Raw genomic sequence first — 23390 nt, 5'->3', positions numbered from 1 at the left:
GTTGGTAATACAGACTCGAACGGCTCACTCCGAGGAGCTGGCACTGGCGTACCAGGCTCAACTGGGGATGATTCGGCTCTACCAGGATTTTTCGGCGGGTAGACCCAGTTGGGCTGAGCACTTGGCTAAAAAATCCCGTTCCACCGTCAATTGACCGACTTGACGATATAACTCATCAATCTGTGCCTGAGTCTCGGCTTGAACATGGTTCGTGGTCTTGCCGCTATCAAACAGCTCACTGGCCTTATCCAGCAAATCCCGTTTCCAGTTGTTGATCATCTTGGGATGAATCTCGTACTGACTGGCCAACTCAGCGGTGGTCTTTTGCCCTCGAATCGCTTCAATCGCCACCTTAGCCTTGAATTGCGCGCTGTACTGCTTGCGTTTTCTGCTCATGAACTACTCCTATCATGGTTTGAGTGATTCAGAGCTTAGTCACCTATCCAGTTTTTGGGACTCACTATGATCCAAAGTGCTGTGTAGGTTTCAGAAATTGCTATAGCTTTGTAAAGTCCTAGAAACCTTGCTATGATTAAGCCTGAGTTTTGCAATAATAAAGATTGGCTGCAATGCCTAGCTGTCAAAGGTGTTGGCAACTTGTGCATAACGGATAGCTCAGACTTGAGTAGCTGCTAAGATGATGTGGCACAGACCGTCGACTTTTCTGAATCAAACTCGATGAGTTTGAACTTTGTTCTCTAAGAATGCAATTCCCAAAACCATTTAGACTGTAACAACCTCAGCGATCCAGGCCTTTTTGTCATTGACCCTCTCTACACTGTAAAATCAGAAAATACAAAATGATTTCTCTCCAAAAAAAATTTCTATTCATACATGTACCTAAGACTGGTGGAAACAGCATCCAAAGCATATTAAAAGACTACTCTGAGGATAAAATAATAATACTCGAAAAACATCAGGATGGAGTTGAGCGCTTTGAAGTCAGAAGCGATAGGTATAAAGTTCACAAACACTCTACCTTAACTGAATACAAAAATATGATTGAGGATTCCGTTTACAACAGCCTATTCAAGTTTTCAGTAATCAGAAATCCATGGGATATGATGATCTCCTGGTACTTTTCTCCTCACAGAAAAATAAAGGATTGGGTAAGAGATGACTTTCAAAAATTGATTGATGAAGTTCAGCCTTTGAGTTACTATATAAAAGATTCACTTCTATTAGAGAACCAAAGAAGTTGGTTAAGCAGGCTCAACTTTTCGCAGAGAAAGATTCAGAAAGGCAGTCTTATTCGTGATATTGACTTCCTGATCAGGTTCGAGTATCTTAACGAGGACTTCAAAGAGGTTTGCAAGAAGATATACATCCCTTTTGTTGAACTACCTCTAAGGAACAAATCAAGTCGAGGACACTATTCACGGTATTATGATGAAGATCTTAAGGAAAAAGTTAGATCAAAATTTAGCGAGGAGATAAAATTCGGAAATTATGAATTTGAACAAGATTAAAGTTTTCATGTGTAAGCCTTATTACTGATGAGCAGTCTAAACCTGTCCGTATTTTACACATTTGCCCGATCCGGCGGAACTCTCATTAACCGGTGTTTATCTTGTATTCCCGGCAACCTGGTCCTTTCAGAAGTTAATCCCCATGGCTCTCCTATTTCAATAAGCTATCAAGCACATAAATGGTTAGAGCTTTTATCTGATAGTGAGGTGTTAACCTTTGAAAGGTTAACCTACACCGAGAAGATATCATATTTGTCACAAAGATCTGTTTGTAGAGGAGCTAATCTAATCATCAGAGATTGGCCTACTTTAAATTTCTTAGATAATGTGATTCCAAGTTCCCTGTTAGAGCCTAGTTTAGTGCTTGAGCAGGAGCTTTATCTAAACTATGCTCAGCTAAAACACCAAGCGATAGTGATCTGTCGTCAAGCTGCAGATATTTACGATTCTCTAAAACGCAACTTTTGCAATTTTGAAAACCTGACTGTCGAGGTCTTTTCTGAGCGATACTTGGAATATGCTAAATCGATTGTGGGTTATAAGATTGTTCACTACGAGACATTTTGTACTAACCCAAAAGATACTTGTCAAAACATATGTCAAATGCTCAGCATCAACTACGACGAAAGGTTTTTAGAGGATTTTTATAAGTTTTATCAGTGTACTGGAGATAACCTACTACATCACCCCCCCAGGGGAGTCCAACTTAAGGATATTCGCCCTTTAGAGAGTAGAGTAGATTCAATTTATTACATTCAAGCAAAGGCTAATAAAAACTGTCAAACAGCTGATGACATGCTTGGTTATGCCACGTAAAAGCTACGACGAAGATCTATGGAAGGTGCTGAACTCTCGTGACAAACTCCTTGAGACGAGTAGAAAGCTCGTCCAGCATACTCAGGCAGAACTCCAACGTACTCAAGCTCAACTTCAACACACTCAAGCTCAACTTCAACACACTCAAGCTCAACTTCAACACACTCAAGCAACCATTCTTGAGATGCAGTCAAGCAAGTTCTGGAGAATACGAGAAGCTTGGATAAAAGTAAAAGTCTTCTTAGGTTTAGATAATTCCTGATTTTGAGGCTGCTTGTAATCCGCTGATCTTCAAGTTTTGAACCAGATTCCTTGCTGTATGAGAGCCAGAGCCTTAGACACCAAGCAAGGGTATATGCTAATTGACAATGCGCTAGAAGGTATTAGTGAAGAACTTACAAGTAGCTTACTTAAAGCACAAGAACATCCCTCTATTATCACTCCACTCAGAGAAGCTCTGAAACTAGCCTTCCCTTAATCTGTATAGCCCATTACGTTGTCATATTAGTAACGGAGTGGGCTATCTTGGGTTCTACCTCATGGAAGTGACCGAAGAGAAATATATAGCTGTTTTTATTCGAATTAGATACGGGGTAGCGGCTCAAACCCTATAAATTACGAGACTTCTATCAGTAGAGGTCCACCTTATGCATTCAAGAATCGCTACAAGAGTACTAATATTAGTGTACCACAAAGAACCCTGGATGGCATTTTCATGCTGCTGAGACTATGGTTTACTGTAAGGTAGTCCTACTGCTTAAAAAGCATAAGTGACTTCAGTGTTGGATCTCTCATTTTCATCGCCCTATGACAAATCTAAAGTCTGGTGATATTTTAGCAACGCAAGTAGGGCTAAGGAGCAGGTTGTCTGCAAAACTTAGTGCCCTCAAGGCCAAACAGGAAAAATTGAGGCGAAAAATTTCAAGAAAACTAAATCCTCTTAAGTTTGCTTTTGGCCAAGCCACTCCTGATATTATTGTGTCACACTGCGAGGTTAATAATAATCAGGGCGTAGGCATCCTTCTAAGTAGGTTATTTACCGATAGCGATAATATTTTTTCCTTGCGATCTAGAAATCTTTATGATGGTCGTCAGAAGTTTGGTTTTGCCCATGCCTGCTTAAGCCATAGTGATCAAACACCTGAGCTAGTTCGTAGAAACGTTTCTAAGGTAATTGGCTTCAAAAAAGCAAGGTGTATTCTTACTGTTCCCTATTATACTGACGATATACTGTCCTCATTGGCACTTAAGGAGTTACTGAATGTCCCTCTGTGCACCTACTTAATGGATGATCAAAACATATATGCTCAAAATATACCTGATGAACTTATGCGAGATTTGTTGGAAAAGTCAGACTTGCGCTTAGGAATTTCCCGTGAGCTATGTCAGGCTTATGAGCAAAAATACAATTTTAAATTTTGGTTCTTACCACCAGTTGTGGACACAGGCTTGATTCAGACGACCCCCTCATTCCCCTTAAAAGATCTAGATCAGTTCATAACTTTTCCTCCAGGAGTGTTAATTGGCAACATTTGGAGTCAGCAATGGCTTGAGCGCTTAAAAAATTTAACTCGGGAAACCGGTTTCTTGATTGACTGGTATGGTAATCCTAATCGAAATTGGCTTTCCTTCGATGAAGGTAGTCTCAAGGAAGATGGTATTACCTTCAAAGGGTTTTATCCTGAAGATGAACTTTTAGATAATCTGAGAAAGGCACCCTACGCCTTAATTTTGACCGGTAGCACCAATGACAATCAAGATCGGCCCGAGTTGGCCAAATTAAGTTTACCCTCGCGTATTCCTTATCTCGTAGCCGCTACCAACATTCCCCTCATAGTTGTTGGTAGTCGCGATACCGCTGCAGCCAAATTCGTAGAAGAGATGCAACTGGGTGTGGTATGTGATTATACCCCTGATAGCTTTAGTGAGGCTGTCTTAAATATTTGTTCATCGCACCAACAACAACATTTTCGTCAACGAGCAGCCTATTTGGCTAGTTCATTCTCAGCAGAGAACATGGCCACCTGGATATGGCGATCTTTGGAGCGAGGTAGACCAATCAACTTTAGATTTGAACAACTTGGCACAATTTTGTCTGATGCCAGTGCAGTGATCACAGCTTTTGAGATTAACCAACTGCATGGTACAGGGCCGCTGGTTCAACGAATTATTGAAGGTACTCCCAATGTCCTTTCTATCCATTCCATGGATCTTTATGATGGTGAGCACTATTTTGGTGACCTTAGTCTTCTTATATTTCATGAGGATTTGTCCAGAGTAGAGGCTGCTGAAAATATAATTAACCGAGTTGGCGATAATCAGATTAATCAAATCTTATGTGTTCCCTACAGATCGGATGATTTGATCACGGCAATTACTCTTACGGAACTACATCGAGCTCCTCTGGGCACGTACATCATGGATGATCAAAATGTTTGCGTTAACGTCATCCCTGACCCATTGATGCATGAGTTTTTGGATAAATGTTCCTTGCGTCTGGCAACTCATCCAGAACTGCGAGATGCCTATGAAGCCAAGTATGGGCTGGAAATCCACTTGTTACCTGCGGTAGTTCCTCATCATCTCATTTGTCAGAGTCCTGAATCTCTTACATTTAGAGATGGATTTGTAGATAGAGGGGTACTCATTGGTAGTATCTGGAGCAAACAGTGGTTTGATATGCTCTCGACTGCCGCCTATGAAGCAGGACTAAAGCTAGATTGGTATGGAAACACAAACTATCCCTGGATGCAGATTGAACCCGGAAGGACTAACCCGCGAGGCATCAATCCCTGCGGGTTAGTCTCTGAATCAACCCTGGTGGAGAGAATGAGGCAGGCCACTTTCGTGGTTGTACCAACTGGAACGTTAGATTCCAGAGACGATCGCCCGGAGCTGTCACGTCTTAGCTTGCCTGGGCGAATCATTTTTGCTATGGCGACGTCAAATACTCCTATTATTATTATGGGTAGTCGAGAGACCCCAGCCTCTAATTTTGTCAAGCGATTTGGAGTCGGTGTGACCTGTGACTATAGTGCTAAAAGTCTTAGGGAAGCTGTGAACTACGTGAGTGATCCTCAAGTGCAACAGGTAATGCGCCAAAAGGCATCGTTGATCGCCCCGCAGTTCTCTGCTGATCAGTTACATAAATGGCTTTGGGAATCTATTCAACTTGGCAGACCATCTGACCTTCGCTTTGAGGATCTGTTCTTTAGTAATCCCTTGATTGTTAACTAAGCATTTCATGCGGTGTTTTGATATTTAATCTTGCATGTGATGTGTCAATTCTTTGATTCTAATAAACTAGGCTGAAAGTTATGTTTTCATCGAAAAAGCAGATGCTCGATCGAGTTCCGACAAAGCGAGACTCATTATCCAGTCTTCGCAAAAGCGGCTTAGATGTCAAAACGATTTTAGATGTTGGTGTCCAACATGAGACTCCTCAGTTGAAGGCAATTTTTCCTGACTTAAAGCATTTTTTGTTTGAGCCAGTAGAAGAATACTATGATTTCATTCAGAAAAATTATAAAGGTTATGACTACGAGTTAACTAGAGCAGCACTTTCAGATAAGGATGGGGAAAGTCTACTCAGCATTACCAAGCTTGGTTCAGATACTGTAACTCATAGTAGTTTGGATGGTGCTCTCGGCGGTGGTGTGACTGAGAGCAGGGTTATCAAAACTATTACCCTTGATACCTTTTTACAGGATAAAGAATGTTCTCAACCATATCTACTTAAGTTAGATGTCGACGGGCATGAATTGCCCATTCTTCGAGGGGCAGAAGATACTCTTAAACGTACTTCCTGTGTGGTTATAGAGTCACCGCTATGCTACTTATCTGAGAGGGTAATTTATTTGGAGTCAAAAGACTTTCACCTTTGGGATATTACTGACCTCTGCTACTATTATGATAATCTCCACCAAGTAGACTTGATTTTTCTAAATGGCAAAGAAAAGCAAAAACCCCCTTTCTCTCCGTGGCAAAACTTTGAGTTTGACTGGAATCAGTGGAAGGAGCTTTCACGATTAATCTAACTAGCTATGACTATGACACTTAGCTTTAGTGTTATCACCCCTTCCTATAATCAGGGTCAGTTTATTGAGCGAACTATTAAAAGTGTTCTCAATCAAGCAGGAGTCGAATTTGAGTATATTGTATGTGATGGTGGTAGCACTGATCATACTCTAGCTATTCTGCAAAAATACGAGGCATACCTGCGCTGGTATAGTGAACCTGATGGGGGACAGGCTGACGCTGTCAACAAAGGAATTCGCAATACGACAGGCAACATTATCGCTTGGATTAACTCAGACGATATTTACTACCCTGGTACCTTTGAAAAAATAAGAGCGATATTCACTAACCATCCTGAAGTTCAGGCCCTATATGGTAGAGCTGACTGGATTGAAGCAGACAATACTCCTTTAAAGGAGTATCCTACTCGGTCCTGGAGTTACCAACGTCTCAAGCAAGAATGTTTTCTATGTCAGCCAGCGGTATTCTTTAGGCGCTCCTTGGTAGAACAGTATGGAGATCTAGATGTGTCGCTGAATTACTGCTTAGACTATGAGCTTTGGCTCAGGTACGGTAAACATGTCTCGTTTCTATACGTGCCTGACAAGCTGGCTGGCTCAAGAATGTATGCTGCCAATAAAACGATAGCTCAGAGCCTGGCAGCCCATTGTGAGACAAATATCATGCTTTCTTCGAAGTTTGGTATTGTACCTGGGTCCTGGTTGGTGGGATATGCCTTAGTTAAGACTGAAATGGACTCTGGAATTAGCCGATTTGACACGACCAGGACCTATGAGTTTCTTACCCTGCTAGTTAGAACTGCGCTGCTGGAGCTGTTCAAACACAACAAGCCCGCCTTACTGAAGATGGGGCCAAAGATGCTGTTTTGGCTTTTATTTCCAAACCTTGCCTGGTTTAGGCGGGAAAATATCGTACATCTTATATAAACTAGCGCATTCACGAGTCGAGGAAAGGATGTGCTATTGGTGTAGAGACGTGAGCTGATAGATCATCAAATCAATTCAAAGACCTAGTGCCCACTTGATCTCATGACCAGGGACTAGTGAACTAGCGATTAATTTATACCGCCGACTCAGAGCAGGGCTAACTCAGCTATTGATATATAAATCGTAGAAGTGTTTAGTATGAAAAGCAGGAGCGCTCAGTTCACTTGGTAGTGCTTTAAAGTTAGTGTCTTCAAAGTTATCGACCCTGACTAAACCTTTTTCAGTCGCTCTAATCAGCAGAGTATTTTCCAGAGCAGTATCAACTTTTTCAAATTCCCAAAACCACGATGGTGTAGGCCAGATCAACCTATTCCCATAGCGAAAACTATCCATGAAAGTCTTCAAGTCTGATGGTGTTTCTGAAAGATGCCCTAAAATCCAAACCCTTGGCGGGTGAGACCAAGAGCTAGGAAATTCAAACATAAAGTTCAACATATTATAGCTAGGCCAGGATAGCACCTCAATAAAATCAGTCTCAAAAGGATATAGAGAAGTACCATCATCAAGAAAAAGATCGATCAGGACATTAGAATCATTAGTAACATCGGGGATGAGAGGAATCACCTCTGACCAAAAACTCTTTTGGTAAGCCCAACTATCAACATAACTTTTTTGAATTATAAAACCATAAGGGACAAGCAAAGAGAATAGGAAAAAATACAGTGCTGCTGAGAAATTGACAAAAGCTTTTCTTGTAAATCTAAATTTGGCAAAATTCGGAATCGAAAACAAACAGTAGAATAAAGCTGCAATTAAAATTGCAGCGCCGAAAACAGCGTAAGTATGGGCTCTAGTACCTCGTCCTCCCTCAGTAAATACAGAAGTCGAAAATGTAAGGGTATAGCTTAAAACCATTGCTATATAGCCAGTGAAAATAGCTAGCAGCAATAACACGAATCTTGGTATCCGGATTACTTTTGTTGTCAATGTCAACTCAAGAAAAGTGTCTTTCACCCATCTAGACCCAGAATAAATATCTTTCCTTATAACGAGAGAAAATAGAAAAAAAGTAAAAGTTGTCAAAACGATGCAACCTACAATAGTCGGCCTATGGTCAAAAGCTAAAATAACATCAAGATTTTCCAATCCACTGATGGCTGAAGAAAAGTATCGGGATATAGCAACTAACGGACCAAAAACAATATTTTCCGAAACCGTACCAAAATTCAGATCACTAACTCTAGTCTCACCAGAGAGCCTTCTTGCCAAGAAAACGAATGCAAACAACAAAAACATTGTTATTAAATTAACGAAAAAGTATCGAGAAAAAGCACTTCTCCACAAGGACTGAAAGATATCCGCTTGAAAACGAGACTGATTTAAACCAGAATTCTTTTGCAAAGGCCAAATCAGAATAGTCTTTTTCAAAAGCAAAAAGTTTTGAAAATTAAATAGCAAAAAAGGTGCAAGTAAAAATACTGGAAAGCCTGGTTCGTAAGACAATAAAGATAAAAGTAGGAAAGAGTAGGCTAGCACCCATTTCCTAAACATATAAAAATGTGCTGCAATTAGAATAAACGTAATTGCTGGCTGCAGAATCAAGGCATGAGTCAAGAATGCTTGAGTCGTATCGGCGGGGAATAAAGCAAATGCTAAGGTAGCAACCTCAGCGTATCGTAGAGGAAATAAACGCTTGGCCAATAAGTAGAATAATATAGCATTTGCCGCAACACAGAGATACCCTAGAAAATAAACACCCTTTAAGCCTCCCAAGAAGTTATATCCAATCCAGAAGGTAACATAAGAAAAAGCAAATCCAACGGGACGCCCCTGGGAAATGAAACCTGAATATAAATAACTTAGAAACCTTTCACTAAACTCTTCCGAGTTCATATCAATGATGTGGCCGAGAAAATGTTGATCATCCTCATACAGACCAAATTGATGAACCATTAAAAACCGAGAAATCCAAATTAGGATTGCCACAAAAGCCAAGAATAAAATCTGACGCAGTAACATCAGATTACAATAAATATTTTCCTTTCTGATAGTTTTGCCAAAAAGCCAAGATTTGCGCATAACATTTTCACCTGCCGAAATCTTCACCAATAATAATTTATTTCAATGTTCCGGAGAAGAATTTAGAGTTTAAGTTTCTGGTAAATACTCACTTTGGCAATGGAAGGTCAAGTCACAGTGCTTAATAGAAAGGAAGTGATAAAAATGAGAGTCACTGCAGCTGATAAATGGATGTTAAGGATGTTAAGATTTTTTTGACTAATGTTTTAAAGCAACTAATACAAGCAAACAATTAGCAGCAATCATTTGTTGATCTCAATTTCATGAATATGGTTCGGCTTTTTAACAAAATTTTTATCAGTATAACTCTCAAACCCTACGATTTCGTTTAAAGTATACAGTGGGCGTTTTTTCACCTCTTCATAAATTCTACCAATGTACTCACCCAAAATTCCGATACTAAATAATTGGACAGCGCCCAAGAAAAAAAGAACAGCTATTATAATGGTATATCCTGTCAGTGATGAGTTAGGGTGAAAAAGACGCCAGTAAATAACTAATATCACCATTAACAAAGAAACCAAGGCACTTAAAAGACCAATATATGTTGCCACTCTAAGTGGAATTCGAGAAAACGATGCTAAGCCATCAATAGCTAGCTTAAGAGATTTTTGAAAAGTATATTTAACAGTCCCTGCAAACCGCGGATCTCGTTTGAAGGGTACAGATGTCTGACGGAAACCTGTCCATGCTCTTAGGCCTCGTAAATATCGATTACGTTCGGGCATCGAGTTCAAAACTTTCACAACCTTCTCATCCATCAGGCAAAAATCTCCAACATCTGTTGGAATCTCAACATCAGCCATTCTCTTCAAAAAACGATAAAACAAATAAGCCGTTCCGCGCTTAAAAAAACCTTCTTTAGCTCTTCGAATTCTTTTAGCATAAACAATGTCATACCCCTGTTGCCATTTGTGGGTAAGTTCTAAAATCAGTTCGGGTGGATCCTGTAAATCTGCATCCATAGTAATTACAGCTTCCCCTCGCGCAAAGTTCAAGCCAGCTGTGACAGCAACTTGATGTCCAAAATTCCTAGAAAAATCGATATAACATACCCGAAAATCTATTTGACGCAACTCTTTAATCAAGGATAGTGATTCGTCTTCGCTACCATCATTTACAAAGATAATTTCAGCAGAGCCATCCATCTGATCAATAATACATCGAACCCGTCGATACAGCTCAGTCAGGCCTGCTGCCTCATTATAAATAGGAACTACAACTGAATACTTAGGAGTCATAATGGGCTATATCGACAGAAGGTTCTAGATAATTGCTTGGAAATAAAGCATTTCAGTGAATACTTTATAGAGTGGCTAAGTAAATGTCTTTTCAAGAATTTCAGGCATTTTATTTAATCTAAGTAAGACAATTGTGTTGCACGTTCTCAGCCATGAATCCAGAAAAGCTATTTTATAAGATCCAGGCTTCAGTGGCTGTAGGCTCAAGATTCTCAAAACCTATTTAGTGGCAACTACAGCCAAATTCCATGCAAATCGCTTAACTAAGGGAAGTCGCTTTAGCTTTCTATCGACTTTCTCAAGTCGATAGTAGGTTTTCTCCAAGTCTTTATGTTCGATGATAATTTTCTTCCAATATCTCTCCTTGTTAGGATCTACTCTCTTGATCAAATAGAAATCCAAAAAGATCCACAAAGTAGCTATCCAGAAAGTATTCCAATCAGTTCTAGAAAATTTTTCACCTACAAAGTCTACTATGTTAATATCTAAAGGCATTTCATCTTCGGTCCGAACTTCAGTGGCAATACGACGATAGATATTAATCACAGGATTATGTTTTAGAGGATCCCAGAAACAGGCCTTGCCACCAGGCTTCAAAACTCGATGCATTTCTTGAATCGCAGTTCTTGGATCTGGAAGGTGATGCAACAAGTTAGAAGCATACACAACATCAAAACTATTATCGGGAAAGTCAATTGACATAGCATTAATGACTTTTCCACTAATTTCAACATTATTAGCTTGGCCGAGCTTCAAAGCAGTATCGACCATGCCGGGGGAATAATCAGCCGCAACACACCGAGCACCTCGCTGAGCAAAATAGACACTATTTTCGCCAGCTCCACAACCTAGATCCAATACCCGTAATCCATCTACTGTACCTAGTTGTTTCAAGATAAAACGGTTTTCTGGTGCCGTACAAGCTTCAAAGTAATCTGCCACTCGGATGCCATCGACATCAATGGTTGAGGCCCAAGTATCATGAAATTTCTTTTCGCGGCTATAAATATCTTCTTTCATTGAACACTCCAACTTGAAACAGCTTAACTTCAAGAAACTTTCCGAAAGTAAGACTGATCTGCCACTAAGCTCAAACAAAAACGTTCTTTAAAGAAAAAGCAGCTAAGCAGAACAGAAGGTAAACATATCAGAGATGGACAGGGAGTAGTAACATTTAGCTTCACCCGCGTTAGCAGCAAAACATAATCAACTATACCCAGCCCCTAAGCCAATAACCCAGCTAGCAGCTTAGATGTCATAACTAATACTGACGATGTAACGGCTGATAATATTAGCCACGACCTTTCCTAGCTTTAAAGCCTCAGCTTTGAAAACAGCTGCCCCCAGGAACTGGCAAAAACTGAAACTAGAACAGAATTACTTCCTGTAAAGTCGCAGGCAGGCTTCTTCCTCCTCTTTCTTAATTACAGTGCTATAGATCAAAAAGTATCATAGCAGTGACTCGAAAATTTGATGAATACAGGGAGCAGGAGCCACAATCAAGCCCTGTATCCACAGAGATCCCGTAGCTCAAAGAATGTTGCTTTCTTGTCAATGCCGATAGGAGCCCCGTCTTCCCTTGTACTACCACCACATCTATGGCTTTTGGCGTGGGGCTCTTGCACCCGAGCGAAATACCAGAGCAGATCACCTACCAAAAATCGTTTTCATCGGCTGCTGATTCCCGGCTTTGACGACATTGACCTGGCCTGGGAGAATTAGAGTCCTGTTGATGTAGTCCTGGGTCAACCGCACCTTGAAGAATCTGAGCCAATCCCCGTCATGCTGAAGGTTGTTGTAGAAGCGACTCCGATTTTACCCAAGCCCAGTGGAGTTGGGCTCTATGTTCTGAATTTGTTGGCGGCGCTTCAGAGTCTACAAGGGCGAGAAGGTTTTGAGTTGGGCCTGACCTATCAGCCCAGCTTGAAAAACTGGTTGCGGGGTAACCTGGCATTGCCTGAAGTCTTAGCCCACTACGACCATATTGCCGTCCTGCCGTTGCCAGTTCGGCTGCTGAATGTATTGGCCCAGTTGCCTGGCCAGCCGCTGATGGAAAGGCTGGAGCAGCGCTTTGATCGGCCCGACATTTACCATGGCACTAACTATGCGGTGTACCCCTGCCAGCACAGCCAGCGGGTGATGAATATCTACGACCTGTCCTTCATGCGCTACCCAGACTATGTGACGGCTGTGGTGCGCACCTATAGCCAGCGGATCAAGCAGTGTTTGACCTGGACAGACTTGGTGGTCACGATTTCTGAAAGCTCTAAGCGTGACATTGTAGAGTTCTTAGGCGTGCCGCCAGAAAGGGTCTGGGTGACTCCGTTAGCCAGTCGCTATGCCCCAGACACCTATGAAAAAGAACGAGCTTTAGAGCCGGTTGACTTAGGTGATTCGCAAAGCGTTAGGGAACCGACTCGGAACGAGTATCCGTCCCGGAATCGCCCCTATATTCTTTTTGTCAGCACCCTGGAACCTCGCAAAAATGTAGTGCGACTGATTCAGGCGTTTGACCGGCTCAAGTCGCAACATCGAGTCGATCATCAACTGCTGCTGGTGGGGCAAAAGGGATGGCAGTATGAGCCGATTTTCGAGGCGATCGCGGCCTCGCCCTGGCAGCATCACATTCACCACCTTGACTATCTTTCCGATGCCGAGGTGGCGTATTGCTATGCCCAGGCTGATGTGTTCGCCTATCCATCGCTCTACGAAGGGTTTGGCCTACCAGTGCTAGAGGCCATGACCTTGGGCTGCCCGGTGGTGACAGCCAACACCTCTTCCTTGCCTGAGGTGGCAGGTGAGGCGGCGCTGATGGTCGACCCTACCAGCGTGGAAGCGCTAGCGGAAGCGTTGTGGCAGGTGATTAGCGATCGCGGCCAACGGCAGGCCATGATTATCAAGGGATACCAGCAAGCCGCGACGTTTTCCTGGAATCGCACGGCCAAATCAACCCTGGCAGCTTATCGTTCATTACTATAAGTAAGCTGCTCCCTGGACCTACAACCGAGTTTCCATGGCAAAGAAAGCTTTGATTACAGGCCTGACCGGCCAGGATGGATCATATTTGGCGGAGTTCTTGTTAGCTCAAGGCTATCAGGTCTGTGGCATGGTCAGGCGCTCGAGCTCCAGCAGCTTTGACCGCATCAGTCACTTTTCCAATCAAATCGAGGTGATCTCAGGCGACCTGCTCGATCAGTTCTCGCTAATCGATGCCATTGAGCAGACCCAGCCCGACGAAATTTACAATTTGGCCTCCCAGAGCTATGTGCCCCTATCTTGGACCCAACCCGCCTTGACGGCTGAATACACCGCCCTGGGGGTTTCCCGTTTACTAGAAGCTATTCGCCGCTGTAAGCCAGACACCCGCTTTTACCAGGCTTCTAGCAGCGAGGTATTTGGCCAGCCCGACGAATCTCCCCAAACTGAGCGCACAGCGTTTCGGCCTCGCAATCCCTACGGCGTGGCCAAAGCCTATGCCCACTGGATGACCGTTAATTATCGCCAAAAATATGATCTTTACGCCTGTTGCGGTATTACCTACACCCACGAGTCTCCCAGGCGGGGCGCTGAATTTGTCTTTCGGAAGATCACCCGTGGGGCAGCTCAGATCAAGCTGGGGTTACTGCAGGAACTGCGACTGGGCAATTTAGAGGCTCGCCGAGACTGGTGCCATGCCCAGGATGTGGTCAAGGCTATGTGGCTCATGTTGCAGCAGGAACACCCTGGAGATTACATCATTGCTAGCGGTGAGGTGCATTCTGTGCGTGAATTAGTAGATTGTGCCTTTAGCTACCTGGGTCTCGACTATCAACAGTTTGTCAAGGTTGATCCGGCCTTTTATCGCCCTGACGAAGCGGTGCAGTTGGCGGGGTCTATTGCCAAGATTCAGGCGGAGCTGCATTGGCAACCAGAGTATTCGTTTCAGCGTTTAGTCGAGTCAATGGTTGATCATGATTTGAAAGAATTAAGCCAGGTCAATTGAGAGAGGCATGGGATGGATACGGCTTCGCTCTTGATTAATTTATCCTTTGTGCCGACTAAGCCCACGGGATTGGCGGTCTATGCGCTCAACCTGATTCAACACCTGCCCCAGGACAACAGCCGCATCCTTTGCGATCGCCCTATTTCCAACTACCCATGGCTACCCTCTCCTGCCGGTGCTACCACTGACTCGGGGAAGTGGGGCCACGCTCGACGCCTGGGGTGGACCCAGTTTCAACTACCCAGGCTGTATCGACAGCTTGGGGCAAAGCTATTGTTCTCACCAGTGCCTGAGGCCCCATTGTGGTCAGCCTGCCGCTCGGTGGTAACAGTGCACGATTTGATCCCGTTACATTTTCCCCGGTGGGGTTCGCCGCTGACCTGGTATAGCCGATATTATCTGCCCCAGGTGATCCGCCAGGCCGAGCATGTCATTTGCGATTCTGAGTCTACCCTGCGGGATATCTATCATTTTTTTGGGGCTCCTCCGGGACAGACCACGGTGGTACCCCTGGCCTATGATGCCAGCCACTACCGGTTTCTAGATCTGCCTCGGCAACCCTACTTTCTCTACGTTGGCAGCCACTACACCTACAAAAATTTAGAGCGCATGATTGCGGCCTTTGCCCAGGTGAGTCTGCGGGAGACCAAGCTGCTGATTGCGGGTGCGCCTGATCCCCGCTATACCCCATCGTTACAACGTCAGGCTGAAGCCTTGGGGGTAGGCGATCGCGTTCAATTTTTGGCCTACGTGCCTTATGACGATTTACCCCGTCTGATCAACCAGGCGATCGCCCTGGTATTTCCCAGTTTATGGGAAGGGTTTGGCCTACCTGTGCTGGAGGCAATGGCCTGCGGCACCCCAGTGATTACCTCTAACCTGGCATCTTTACCGGAGGTGGCCGGGGATGCAGCCCTATTAATTGATCCGTACAATGTGGGCGAACTGACGGAGGCGATGAATGCCGTTAGCCGCGATCGCCCCCTTTGGTTGAGGTTGCAGCAAGCCGGGCTGAATCGGGCTCGACAATTCAGCTGGGCAACAACCGGGCGACTGACCAGCGATATTCTTCAGCAATACTTGTAATGGTTGGCTAATGCTGAGCCGTTTGCTAGTCACTGGCGCCGCCGGATTCATCGGCTCCAACTTTGCCCACTACTGGCATCGACAGTATGCCGACACCCCACTAATTATCCTCGATGCCCTCACCTATGCTGGCAATCGGGCTAATCTGGCCGGCATTCTGGGACATCCAAATATTGAGCTAATCAAGGGCAATATCTGCGATCGCGCCCTAGTTGACCGCCTGCTCACAGAATACAGGATCGACACCCTTGTCCACTTCGCGGCCGAGTCCCACGTCGATCGCTCCATCCTGGGGCCAGAGGCCTTTATCCAAACCAATGTCGTCGGCACCTTCACCCTGCTAGAGGCCTTCCGCATCCACTGGCAAACCCAAGGCCAACCGGGCCACTATCGCTTTCTCCACATTTCCACCGACGAGGTGTACGGCAGCCTGGGTCCAGCGGATCTAGCCTTTCGGGAAAACACCCCTTATGCGCCCAACAGCCCCTATTCAGCCTCCAAAGCCGGTAGTGACCACCTAGCCAGGGCCTACTACCAAACCTATGGTCTACCCACCCTGATCACCAACTGCTCCAACAACTACGGCCCCTACCACTTCCCCGAAAAACTGATTCCCCTGATGTGCGTCAATATGCTGCTGGGCCAGCCCCTGCCCGTTTATGGAGATGGCCAAAACATCCGCGACTGGCTATTTGTGGAGGATCACTGTCGGGCGCTGGACACCGTGTTGCACCATGCGCTCCCTGGCCAGCCATACAACATTGGCGGTGAAGCCGAGATAAAAAACATTGACCTGATCAACATGCTCTGTGAGTTGATGAACGAACTGGCCCCTGATTTGCCCATTCGCCCCACCCAGGCGCTAATTACCTACGTCCGCGATCGCCCCGGCCACGATCGCCGTTACGCCATGGATATCAGCAAAATTAAAGCTGACCTGGGCTGGCAACCCAGCGTCTCCCTCTCAGCAGGGCTGCGCAAAACCGTCACCTGGTACCTGAACAACCGCGACTGGTGGCTGCCCTTACTCCCGGCAGACTATCAAAAGTACTACCAGCAACGTTACACGGGTCGATAACCCCGACCGCTCCCCTTATTCACCATCTCAACCAGTCACATACGCCAGTCTCTAAACCCTATTACTCTGCGGCAGAAATAGCCCTGCTATCCTGAACTACTGGGATACAGCAGATCCCCTTTCTGCCTTTTGCCTTCTTATTTCTGCCTTCCTGTACTATGTCCTCCCGTTCCACCGCCCTGCGTTACTACGTCATCAGTCGCCTGTTGCTGGCCCCGTTGATGATTCTCACCATTACCACAGTGGTCTTTCTGCTGCTGCGGGCTACCCCTGGGGATCCTGTAGATGCACTGTTGGGGCCACGGGCGCCTGCTGCCGCCAAGGACCAGTTACGGACGCAGTTGGGGTTGGACCAGCCTCTGTGGGTGCAGTATCTAACCTATCTGGGCAACCTACTGCGACTCGACTTGGGTACCTCCCTGGCCACCCAGGGGCAGACGGTATGGCAGATTATCCAGGCCCACTTCCCGGCCACCGTCGAGTTAACGGTGTGCGGCATGATCGTGGCGACGGTGGTGGGGGTGGGCATTGGCGCCCTGGCGGCGGCCCGGCCCAATTCCCCCATCGATGCCGGGGGGCGGCTGTTTGGTATCGTCACCTACGCCATTCCCATGTACTGGTTCGGCATGATTTTGCAGCTGATCTTTGCCGTGCAATTGCGCTGGTTTCCCATTGGCACCCGCTACCCGCTGCGGGCCACCCCGCCCCAGGGGCCGACGGGGCTCTATGTAGTCGATAGTCTGCTGTCTTTGGACCTGGGCGCATTTGCCACCACCCTGTACCATTTAGCCCTGCCCAGCCTAACCCTAGGCATCTTGATTAGTGGTGTGTTTGAGCGCATGGTCCGGGTCAACCTGAAGCAAACCCTGGCGGCTGACTATGTGGAAGCAGCCCGAGCCAGGGGGATTCCAGAGCGACGCATTGTCCTGGTTCATGCCCTGAGAAACGCCATGATTCCTGTGATTACCATCCTGGGCTTGACCTTTGCGGCCATGTTGGGCGGGGCGGTGCTGACAGAGGTCACCTTTTCCTGGCCAGGGTTGGCCAACCGGCTTTACGAGGCCATTTCCCAACGAGATTATCCGGTGGTACAGGGGTTGATGGTGTTCTTTGGCCTGATTGTGGCGCTCATGAGCATTTTGATCGATATCCTTAATGCCTACATCGATCCGCGCATTCGTTATTAGTGGTCTGTCAAGCAGACGTGATGGGTCAACAGGGCTGCGGTTGACGGTCTACGGTGCACGGTCTACGGCTTGCCTTAAACCGCTTACGGTGAACCGTGAACCCTGTCAGCCCGTCACCTTTAACGTAATCAACTCTTAGCACCGCCAGGCGGAATAAGGTCGGTAAAGAGGTCAGCCCAACCTCCGTATCTGCATGTATCCTTGAGCAAAACTCTTCTATTTCCTGGTCCTATGGATAAGCTGCTTAAGCCGTCTTTGGTGCTATTGGCGCTGTTCAGTGCCCTTGCCACATTGCCCGTCCAGACCCTCAGGTCGGATCAGGGGTGGCTGGCTCAGGGGCAGGGGAATGAGGATGTCCCCACCTTTGTGGCTCCCCAAACGGTGGCCCCAGGCACCATTGTCACCATTGATGGCACCCCCTCTATGGCTGGGATTAACCAGGTGATGGGCCGCCAGTTTGAGCAACAGTTCCCTGATACCCAGGTGGTGGCGACAACTAATGGAGATACAGCGGCCCTGGAAGCACTGCGGGCTGGGACTGTGGATTTGGCTGCCCTGGGGCGATCGCTCACCGATCAAGAGCTGGCCCAGAATCTGACTGAGGTGCCCGTCACCCGGGAAAAAATCGCCATCATTGTCGGTCGTGATAACCCCTTTCGGGGAGATTTGACCTTTGGTGACTTTGCCCGCATCTTCCGGGGGGAAATCACCAACTGGGCTGAGTTGGGCGGCCCTAATCTGCCCATCCGGTTTATCGATCGCCCCGTCGATAGCGACATCCGCCGGGCCCTAGCCGACTACGATGTATTTCGCCAGCAACCCTTTGAAACTGGCCCCACCGCAGTCTCGATGGAAACAGACGACACCGCAGCCATTGTGCGGGAATTAGGGAACGATGGCATGAGCTATGCGATCGCCTCGGAAGTGGTGGATCAACCAGCAATTCGCCTGGTCACCATGCACAACACCCTGCCCGATGATCCCCGCTATCCCTACTCCCAGCCCCGCAACTATGTCTATTTGGGGGAGCCCAGCCTGGCCGTGGCCGCCTTTTTAGGCTTTGCCACCAACCCTGATGGTCAGGCGGCGGTGGCCGCAGCCCAGCAAATCGCCAGCGATAACGTCACGGCTGGCTCCAGTCAACTCCCTGGGGGGGTGGCCCTGGCCCCAGACGCTCAATTTATGGTGCGCGGCAGTGAAACCGGTGATCTGCAATGGCTTGATGCCGAGGGCAATCCTACGGACACGGTGGTAGAAGCGGCTCACCAGGGACTGGTGTCGGCGGTGGTGGTCAGTCCAGATGGCCAAACCGTGGTCTCTAGTGGAGCCGATGGCACCCTGCGCCGTTGGGATCGCAATGGCAATCCCTTAGGGGAACCCATGGATGGGGCCGGGGGGCCGATTTTGGCCCTGGCCCTGAGTCCCGATGGCCAGACCATCATCAGCGGCAATGCCGATGGCACCGTAGAGCGCTGGTCCACCGCTGATGGCAGTGTCATTGGGGAGCCCATCGCCGCCCATGATCAGGCCGTGCAGGCGGTATATGTGCCTGCCGGCGGCCAAAACTTCCTCTCCGGCAGTAGTGATGGCAGCCTGGGGTTCTGGAATGCCGATGGCAGTGCCGCCGATAGCGTTGTCAATGCCCATCCGGGCGGGATCACCCAGGTGGTTAGTAGCCCCGATGGCCAGGTGTTTACCACCGCTGGGGAGGATGGCACCCTACGCCAGTGGGATCGGGCCACCCTGCAACCCCGGGGAGAGACCATTGCCGCCCACCCGGAAGCGGTCAGCGCCATCGCCTATAGCCCGGACGGGGAGACGATCGCCACCGCTGGTCGGGACGGTACTCTCCAGCTATGGGGGCCAGATGCCAGCGATCGCCTGCCAGAGCCCATCACCCTAGATGCTCCGGCCAGTTCCCTAGGGTTTACCCCCGCCGGGCAGTTGGTGGTTGGCACCGCCGATAACCGGGTAGAACTGCGGGATGCCCAGGGACAGTTACTCAGCGAGGCCGAGCAGGTGGAGCCAGGCCCTGATGCCGATCAGACGGCTATGCCTGCTGAGTGGTCTGAGTTCGTGAATCGGCTGCGCAACCTGCCCACGAATGTGTGGTGGGTGCTGGCGTTGATTCCAGCCCTGTTGATTTTGGCTGGAATTATTGGCTCCCTGCTGGGGATCAAATCTAAACACGATGAAGAGGACGTAGACGATGAGGTCAATACCGCTACCGGCGCTGGCCTAGGGATTAACTTTGGGGCGGTGGGCGATGGCTCTAGCGCCGTGGCCGGGCTGCCGCCAGAAGCTGGGCTGATATCTCCAGAGGAGGTTGATCAAGACAGAGAGAGGCCGAATCAGCTGGGACAAGCTCGCCTTGATCTGGCTGAAGGGCGACGACTGATGGCGGCAGGACAGTACAATCGGGCCCTGATCTACTTCACCAGCGCTGTGGATGCCGCCCACGCGGAACGCGCCCATGCGGAAGCCACCGGTGGCCCCATGGGCGGCATCAACGCCATTAGCGCCCAGGCCAAGGCCCAGCGAGGCCATGCGTTCACGGCCCTGAATCAGGTGAATGAGGCCATGGATAGCTACAATGCCGCCTTAGCCCTGGATGCCAGTGTGATTGAGGCCTGGATTGGCAAGGGCCATTTACTCAATCGTCTAGGGCGGTATGAGGAAGCCCTCTTCTGTTTTGACACAGCGATTGAGATGGATAGCGCCATGGCCGATGCCTGGCAGGGGAAGGGGCAGGCGTTGATCGCCATGGGGCGCCAAGCCGAGGGGCAAGATTGCCTCGATCGCGCTATGGCCTTAGGGGGCGATGCCGCAACCGTGGTCTCTGGAGCACAGGGGACTGGCCTCACCATCACGCCAGGTCCCGGATCAGCCTTCAAGGATGGGGGTGATGTCCCCCCCGACCTAGAGCAGATGATTTTGAGATTACCCTCAGAAGATGGGGCCGTGACAACCGCTTCTCTTGATCCAGCCGGGGTTCCCCCTGAGTTAGCCGCCCAGGTGGCCACCCTGCCTAGCGAACCGGAGTATGCCCCAGAGCATGCTTTAGAGTACGCTCCAGAGTCTAACCCGGACCCTAGTGCCGTTGGGGCCGACCCCCCGGTCTCCACCTCAGAGCTGGCCGGGTTAGCCCCTTCCCCCCTGGAAGACGAGCTACTACACCAGGTGCACCTGTCGGCGGTCAGCCCCCAGGACGATGTTGAGTCGATCAGCCCTCAGCCAACCCCTGCCCCCTCCTCACCCAGGGGTACCATCACCCCTGGGCCAGCGGTCGATGCGCCAGCTCCAGACCCTATCCCTGGTCCCCCAGAGGTGCCCTTTGATCCCCTTGATTTTGTGCCTCCTCCCCATGAAGCGGCCCCTGACTTGGCCCGTGCTGACGGCTCCAGCCTTGAGGCTCTGCCCCCCGAGGTGTTGGCAGCTATGGCCAGCATTCCGCCGGGTTCCCCCGATAGCTTTGAGGCGGTTGGCTTAGCCCCAGAATCAGCCCCAGAATCAGCCCCAGAGGCCGTTTCAGCCCGCTCCAGTTGGCTGCGTCTGACCCTCGACCCAGAGAACCCCCAGCGGTTCTATGCCGTTTGGCATTTGGATGATCGCGATCGCGCCGAGGCCAAACATCAGGGGGGCGACATTCTAGCGGTGCGGCTGTACGATGTGACCGGCCAAGGCAGCGATGCTCCCCTGGGGGATCCGGTCGAAGAACAGCGCTGCGGCGATGATTTTGCCCAAGATTGGTATCTGCCAATTCCCCAGCCAGATCGGATCTATCTAGCCACGGTGGGCTATTTCAGTACCACCGGGGATTGGATCGCGATCGCCCAGTCTAAAGAAGTCGCCGCGATCGCCCAGCCCAATTAGCCGGGTCTCCGTACAGCATCTCTGGGATACTGCGCCTATAGTGAAACTACAGGCTTATTCACCCAACGGATATTTTCATGGTTTTCTTTGGTTTAGGTAAAGGTAAAAAGACAGAAATGCCCTCTGCCAACGAGGCACTTCCCGGTCGGTCGGCCCCAATGCCAGTACCCGCCAAGCATTACGTCAATGGCAATCCTCTCCAGCCCCCCTTCCCTGAAGGCATGGAAACAGCCCTATTTGGCATGGGGTGCTTTTGGGGGGCAGAGCGCAAGTTCTGGCAGCAGGAGGGGGTTTATTCCACCGCAGTGGGGTATGCTGCTGGCCACACCCCTAACCCCACCTACCAAGAGGTGTGTTCCGGGCTAACAGGGCACAACGAAGTGGTGCTGGTGGTGTTTGACCCCAGCGTCATTAGCTACGAGCAAATTCTCAAGGTCTTTTGGGAAAACCACAACCCCACCCAAGGGATGCGTCAAGGGAACGATGTCGGTACCCAGTACCGGTCTGGCATTTATACCTACTCTGAGACACAGAAACAACTGGCGGAAACATCTCGCCAGGCCTATCAGCAGGCTCTTAGCCAGGCTGGGTACGGTACCATTACCACTGAAATTTTAGATGCCCCCGAGTTTTACTACGCCGAGGAGTATCACCAGCAGTATCTGGCTAAGAATCCTGGCGGTTACTGCGGGTTAGGGGGCACTAATGTGGCTTGCCCTGTGGGCTTAACGGTATCCCGTTAACCGCTCCACCCCCTGTTTGGAGAGGGAGTGCGTCATCCTTTAAGCGGAGAAAATAAATCGAGACGACCGCTGAGATAGGCGCAGCGCAGGGCCAGGATTTGTGGCACTCGCTCGGGCTTCCATCGCGCCCCGGTAATCTGCACCCGTTCATCGATCTGCTTAATCCAAGACTCAACCGGGCCAGAGCCAATGGGCAGGCCCTCCATCTGGTAATACCGATAATTCGGAATCCGACTGCGATGGTTTTGCAAATACGTCTGAAAGCGCCGTGAGGGGTCTGTTTTGACCGGGGCGAATAGGGCAATTGTTTTATCGACTTGTCCCTCCCACAACAGAGATTCAGCCTCCTGCAAGCGTTTCAACGACCCACCGACCTTGTGCAAATTCTCAATGAGGTGATACCAATCCAAGATTTCTTCGGCTATCTGGGGCACCTCAAGTTGGGCAAACAGCGCCCAAATCCCGGCATGGCCATCCCCTAAGCAGTAGAACAAACTGACGAAGGTTAAGTGATGCAGCCAGTCCAACAAGGCCGAATTATCCTGGAACCACGCCATACCTGGCCCGTCACCATTGACTCGAACGGCTTTGTACTGCTTCCATTCGCTGGATTGACCGGGGTCGCCAACCAATCGCACCATGCCCCCATCCAGGTCAACTTCAGCAACGAGTTCGGTGACATCAGGGGCATCGATAGGCGTTCGATTGACGATGCGCTCTTGAGTTTTGGCACTGACACTGACCCCGCACAGGAGATCAATATCTCGGGCCGCTTGCCGATAGGAGGCTTTGGCGCTCATCCGCTGACAACACAACTCCAGCAACGGACTCTGTTGAATACCAGGCTTAACGCCCAGTTTCTCGGCTTGGGT

17 protein-coding genes are annotated in these 23390 nt (G+C 48.5%); 12 read left to right on the top strand and 5 right to left on the bottom strand.

Annotation, left to right across the window (positions count from 1 at the left end):
* Window positions 1-78 precede the first annotated feature (78 nt).
* Window positions 79-396: a transposase gene (locus E1H13_RS21715; protein WP_169616615.1), complete on the bottom strand. Its 318-nt coding sequence runs from the start codon at window positions 394-396 to the stop codon at window positions 79-81.
* 404 nt (window positions 397-800) lie between these two features.
* Here E1H13_RS21715 and E1H13_RS21710 point away from each other — a divergent pair, with 404 nt between their 5' ends.
* From E1H13_RS21710 to E1H13_RS21690, 5 genes are all read left to right on the top strand, one after another.
* Complete coding sequence (locus tag E1H13_RS21710) at window positions 801-1469, top strand: sulfotransferase family 2 domain-containing protein (RefSeq protein WP_169616614.1); 669 nt, start codon at window positions 801-803, stop codon at window positions 1467-1469.
* 27 nt (window positions 1470-1496) lie between these two features.
* The gene (locus E1H13_RS21705) at window positions 1497-2285 is read left to right on the top strand and encodes a sulfotransferase family protein (RefSeq protein WP_169616612.1); all 789 of its coding nucleotides are present in this window, start codon (window positions 1497-1499) and stop codon (window positions 2283-2285) included.
* An 807-nt stretch (window positions 2286-3092) separates the two neighbouring features.
* Window positions 3093-5522 carry a beta-1,6-galactofuranosyltransferase gene (locus E1H13_RS21700; RefSeq protein WP_169616610.1) on the top strand — a complete coding sequence of 810 codons (2430 nt, stop codon included), beginning with the start codon at window positions 3093-3095 and terminating at the stop codon, window positions 5520-5522.
* Between the two features lie 80 nt (window positions 5523-5602).
* Window positions 5603-6322: an FkbM family methyltransferase gene (locus E1H13_RS21695; RefSeq protein WP_169616608.1), complete on the top strand. Its 720-nt coding sequence runs from the start codon at window positions 5603-5605 to the stop codon at window positions 6320-6322.
* 12 nt (window positions 6323-6334) lie between these two features.
* Window positions 6335-7249: a glycosyltransferase family 2 protein gene (locus E1H13_RS21690; RefSeq protein ID WP_169616606.1), complete on the top strand. Its 915-nt coding sequence runs from the start codon at window positions 6335-6337 to the stop codon at window positions 7247-7249.
* Window positions 7250-7411: 162 nt separating this feature from the next.
* Here the strand turns inward: E1H13_RS21690 and E1H13_RS21685 are convergent, their stop codons facing one another.
* From E1H13_RS21685 to E1H13_RS21675, 3 genes are all read right to left on the bottom strand, one after another.
* A complete protein-coding gene (locus E1H13_RS21685; RefSeq protein ID WP_169616604.1) occupies window positions 7412-9355 on the bottom strand; it encodes a hypothetical protein in 1944 nt (647 codons plus the stop codon).
* Window positions 9356-9570: 215 nt separating this feature from the next.
* Complete coding sequence (locus E1H13_RS21680; protein WP_169616602.1) at window positions 9571-10569, bottom strand: glycosyltransferase family 2 protein; 999 nt, start codon at window positions 10567-10569, stop codon at window positions 9571-9573.
* Between the two features lie 219 nt (window positions 10570-10788).
* Window positions 10789-11589, bottom strand: a complete 801-nt coding sequence (locus E1H13_RS21675; protein WP_169616600.1) for a class I SAM-dependent methyltransferase — start codon at window positions 11587-11589, stop codon at window positions 10789-10791.
* Between the two features lie 762 nt (window positions 11590-12351).
* Here E1H13_RS21675 and E1H13_RS21670 point away from each other — a divergent pair.
* The 7 genes from E1H13_RS21670 (at window position 12352) to msrA (ending at window position 22518) form a co-directional block, all read left to right on the top strand.
* Complete coding sequence (locus E1H13_RS21670; RefSeq protein WP_169616598.1) at window positions 12352-13548, top strand: glycosyltransferase family 1 protein; 1197 nt, start codon at window positions 12352-12354, stop codon at window positions 13546-13548.
* Window positions 13549-13582: 34 nt separating this feature from the next.
* Window positions 13583-14551 carry a GDP-mannose 4,6-dehydratase gene (locus E1H13_RS21665; RefSeq protein ID WP_169616596.1) on the top strand — a complete coding sequence of 323 codons (969 nt, stop codon included), beginning with the start codon at window positions 13583-13585 and terminating at the stop codon, window positions 14549-14551.
* 12 nt (window positions 14552-14563) lie between these two features.
* The gene (locus tag E1H13_RS21660) at window positions 14564-15637 is read left to right on the top strand and encodes a glycosyltransferase family 1 protein (RefSeq protein WP_169616589.1); all 1074 of its coding nucleotides are present in this window, start codon (window positions 14564-14566) and stop codon (window positions 15635-15637) included.
* Between the two features lie 10 nt (window positions 15638-15647).
* Window positions 15648-16715 (top strand): dTDP-glucose 4,6-dehydratase, encoded by a 1068-nt coding sequence (gene rfbB / locus E1H13_RS21655; RefSeq protein WP_169616587.1) that lies wholly within the window; start codon window positions 15648-15650, stop codon window positions 16713-16715.
* A gap of 158 nt (window positions 16716-16873) precedes the next feature.
* Entirely contained in the window at window positions 16874-17902 is a 1029-nt protein-coding gene (locus E1H13_RS21650) for an ABC transporter permease (protein ID WP_169616585.1), read from the top strand.
* 231 nt (window positions 17903-18133) lie between these two features.
* Window positions 18134-21775: a substrate-binding domain-containing protein gene (locus E1H13_RS21645; RefSeq protein ID WP_169616583.1), complete on the top strand. Its 3642-nt coding sequence runs from the start codon at window positions 18134-18136 to the stop codon at window positions 21773-21775.
* Window positions 21776-21852: 77 nt separating this feature from the next.
* A complete protein-coding gene (gene msrA / locus E1H13_RS21640; protein ID WP_169616581.1) occupies window positions 21853-22518 on the top strand; it encodes a peptide-methionine (S)-S-oxide reductase MsrA in 666 nt (221 codons plus the stop codon).
* A gap of 32 nt (window positions 22519-22550) precedes the next feature.
* On the opposite strand, the gene E1H13_RS21635 is transcribed toward msrA, so the two are convergent.
* Window positions 22551-23390, bottom strand: an 840-nt coding sequence (locus E1H13_RS21635) for an ISKra4 family transposase (protein ID WP_169616579.1), incomplete at its 5' end; no start/stop codon positions are given.

Source organism: Nodosilinea sp. P-1105 (assembly GCF_012911975.1).
GTDB lineage: Bacteria > Cyanobacteriota > Cyanobacteriia > Phormidesmidales > Phormidesmidaceae > Nodosilinea.
Note: the sequence above shows the minus strand (reverse complement) of the source record. Positions and strands in the feature narration are given on the sequence as shown.

Coding starts and splice junctions, on each gene's coding strand:
- E1H13_RS21715 (WP_169616615.1), bottom strand. CDS start 396: ATGAGCAGAAAACGCAAGCAGTACAGCGCGCAATTCAAGGCTAAGGTG.
- E1H13_RS21710 (WP_169616614.1), top strand. CDS start 801: ATGATTTCTCTCCAAAAAAAATTTCTATTCATACATGTACCTAAGACT.
- E1H13_RS21705 (WP_169616612.1), top strand. CDS start 1,497: ATGAGCAGTCTAAACCTGTCCGTATTTTACACATTTGCCCGATCCGGC.
- E1H13_RS21700 (WP_169616610.1), top strand. CDS start 3,093: ATGACAAATCTAAAGTCTGGTGATATTTTAGCAACGCAAGTAGGGCTA.
- E1H13_RS21695 (WP_169616608.1), top strand. CDS start 5,603: ATGTTTTCATCGAAAAAGCAGATGCTCGATCGAGTTCCGACAAAGCGA.
- E1H13_RS21690 (WP_169616606.1), top strand. CDS start 6,335: ATGACACTTAGCTTTAGTGTTATCACCCCTTCCTATAATCAGGGTCAG.
- E1H13_RS21680 (WP_169616602.1), bottom strand. CDS start 10,569: ATGACTCCTAAGTATTCAGTTGTAGTTCCTATTTATAATGAGGCAGCA.
- E1H13_RS21675 (WP_169616600.1), bottom strand. CDS start 11,589: ATGAAAGAAGATATTTATAGCCGCGAAAAGAAATTTCATGATACTTGG.
- E1H13_RS21670 (WP_169616598.1), top strand. CDS start 12,352: ATGCTGAAGGTTGTTGTAGAAGCGACTCCGATTTTACCCAAGCCCAGT.
- E1H13_RS21665 (WP_169616596.1), top strand. CDS start 13,583: ATGGCAAAGAAAGCTTTGATTACAGGCCTGACCGGCCAGGATGGATCA.
- E1H13_RS21660 (WP_169616589.1), top strand. CDS start 14,564: ATGGATACGGCTTCGCTCTTGATTAATTTATCCTTTGTGCCGACTAAG.
- rfbB (WP_169616587.1), top strand. CDS start 15,648: ATGCTGAGCCGTTTGCTAGTCACTGGCGCCGCCGGATTCATCGGCTCC.
- E1H13_RS21650 (WP_169616585.1), top strand. CDS start 16,874: ATGTCCTCCCGTTCCACCGCCCTGCGTTACTACGTCATCAGTCGCCTG.
- E1H13_RS21645 (WP_169616583.1), top strand. CDS start 18,134: ATGGATAAGCTGCTTAAGCCGTCTTTGGTGCTATTGGCGCTGTTCAGT.
- msrA (WP_169616581.1), top strand. CDS start 21,853: ATGGTTTTCTTTGGTTTAGGTAAAGGTAAAAAGACAGAAATGCCCTCT.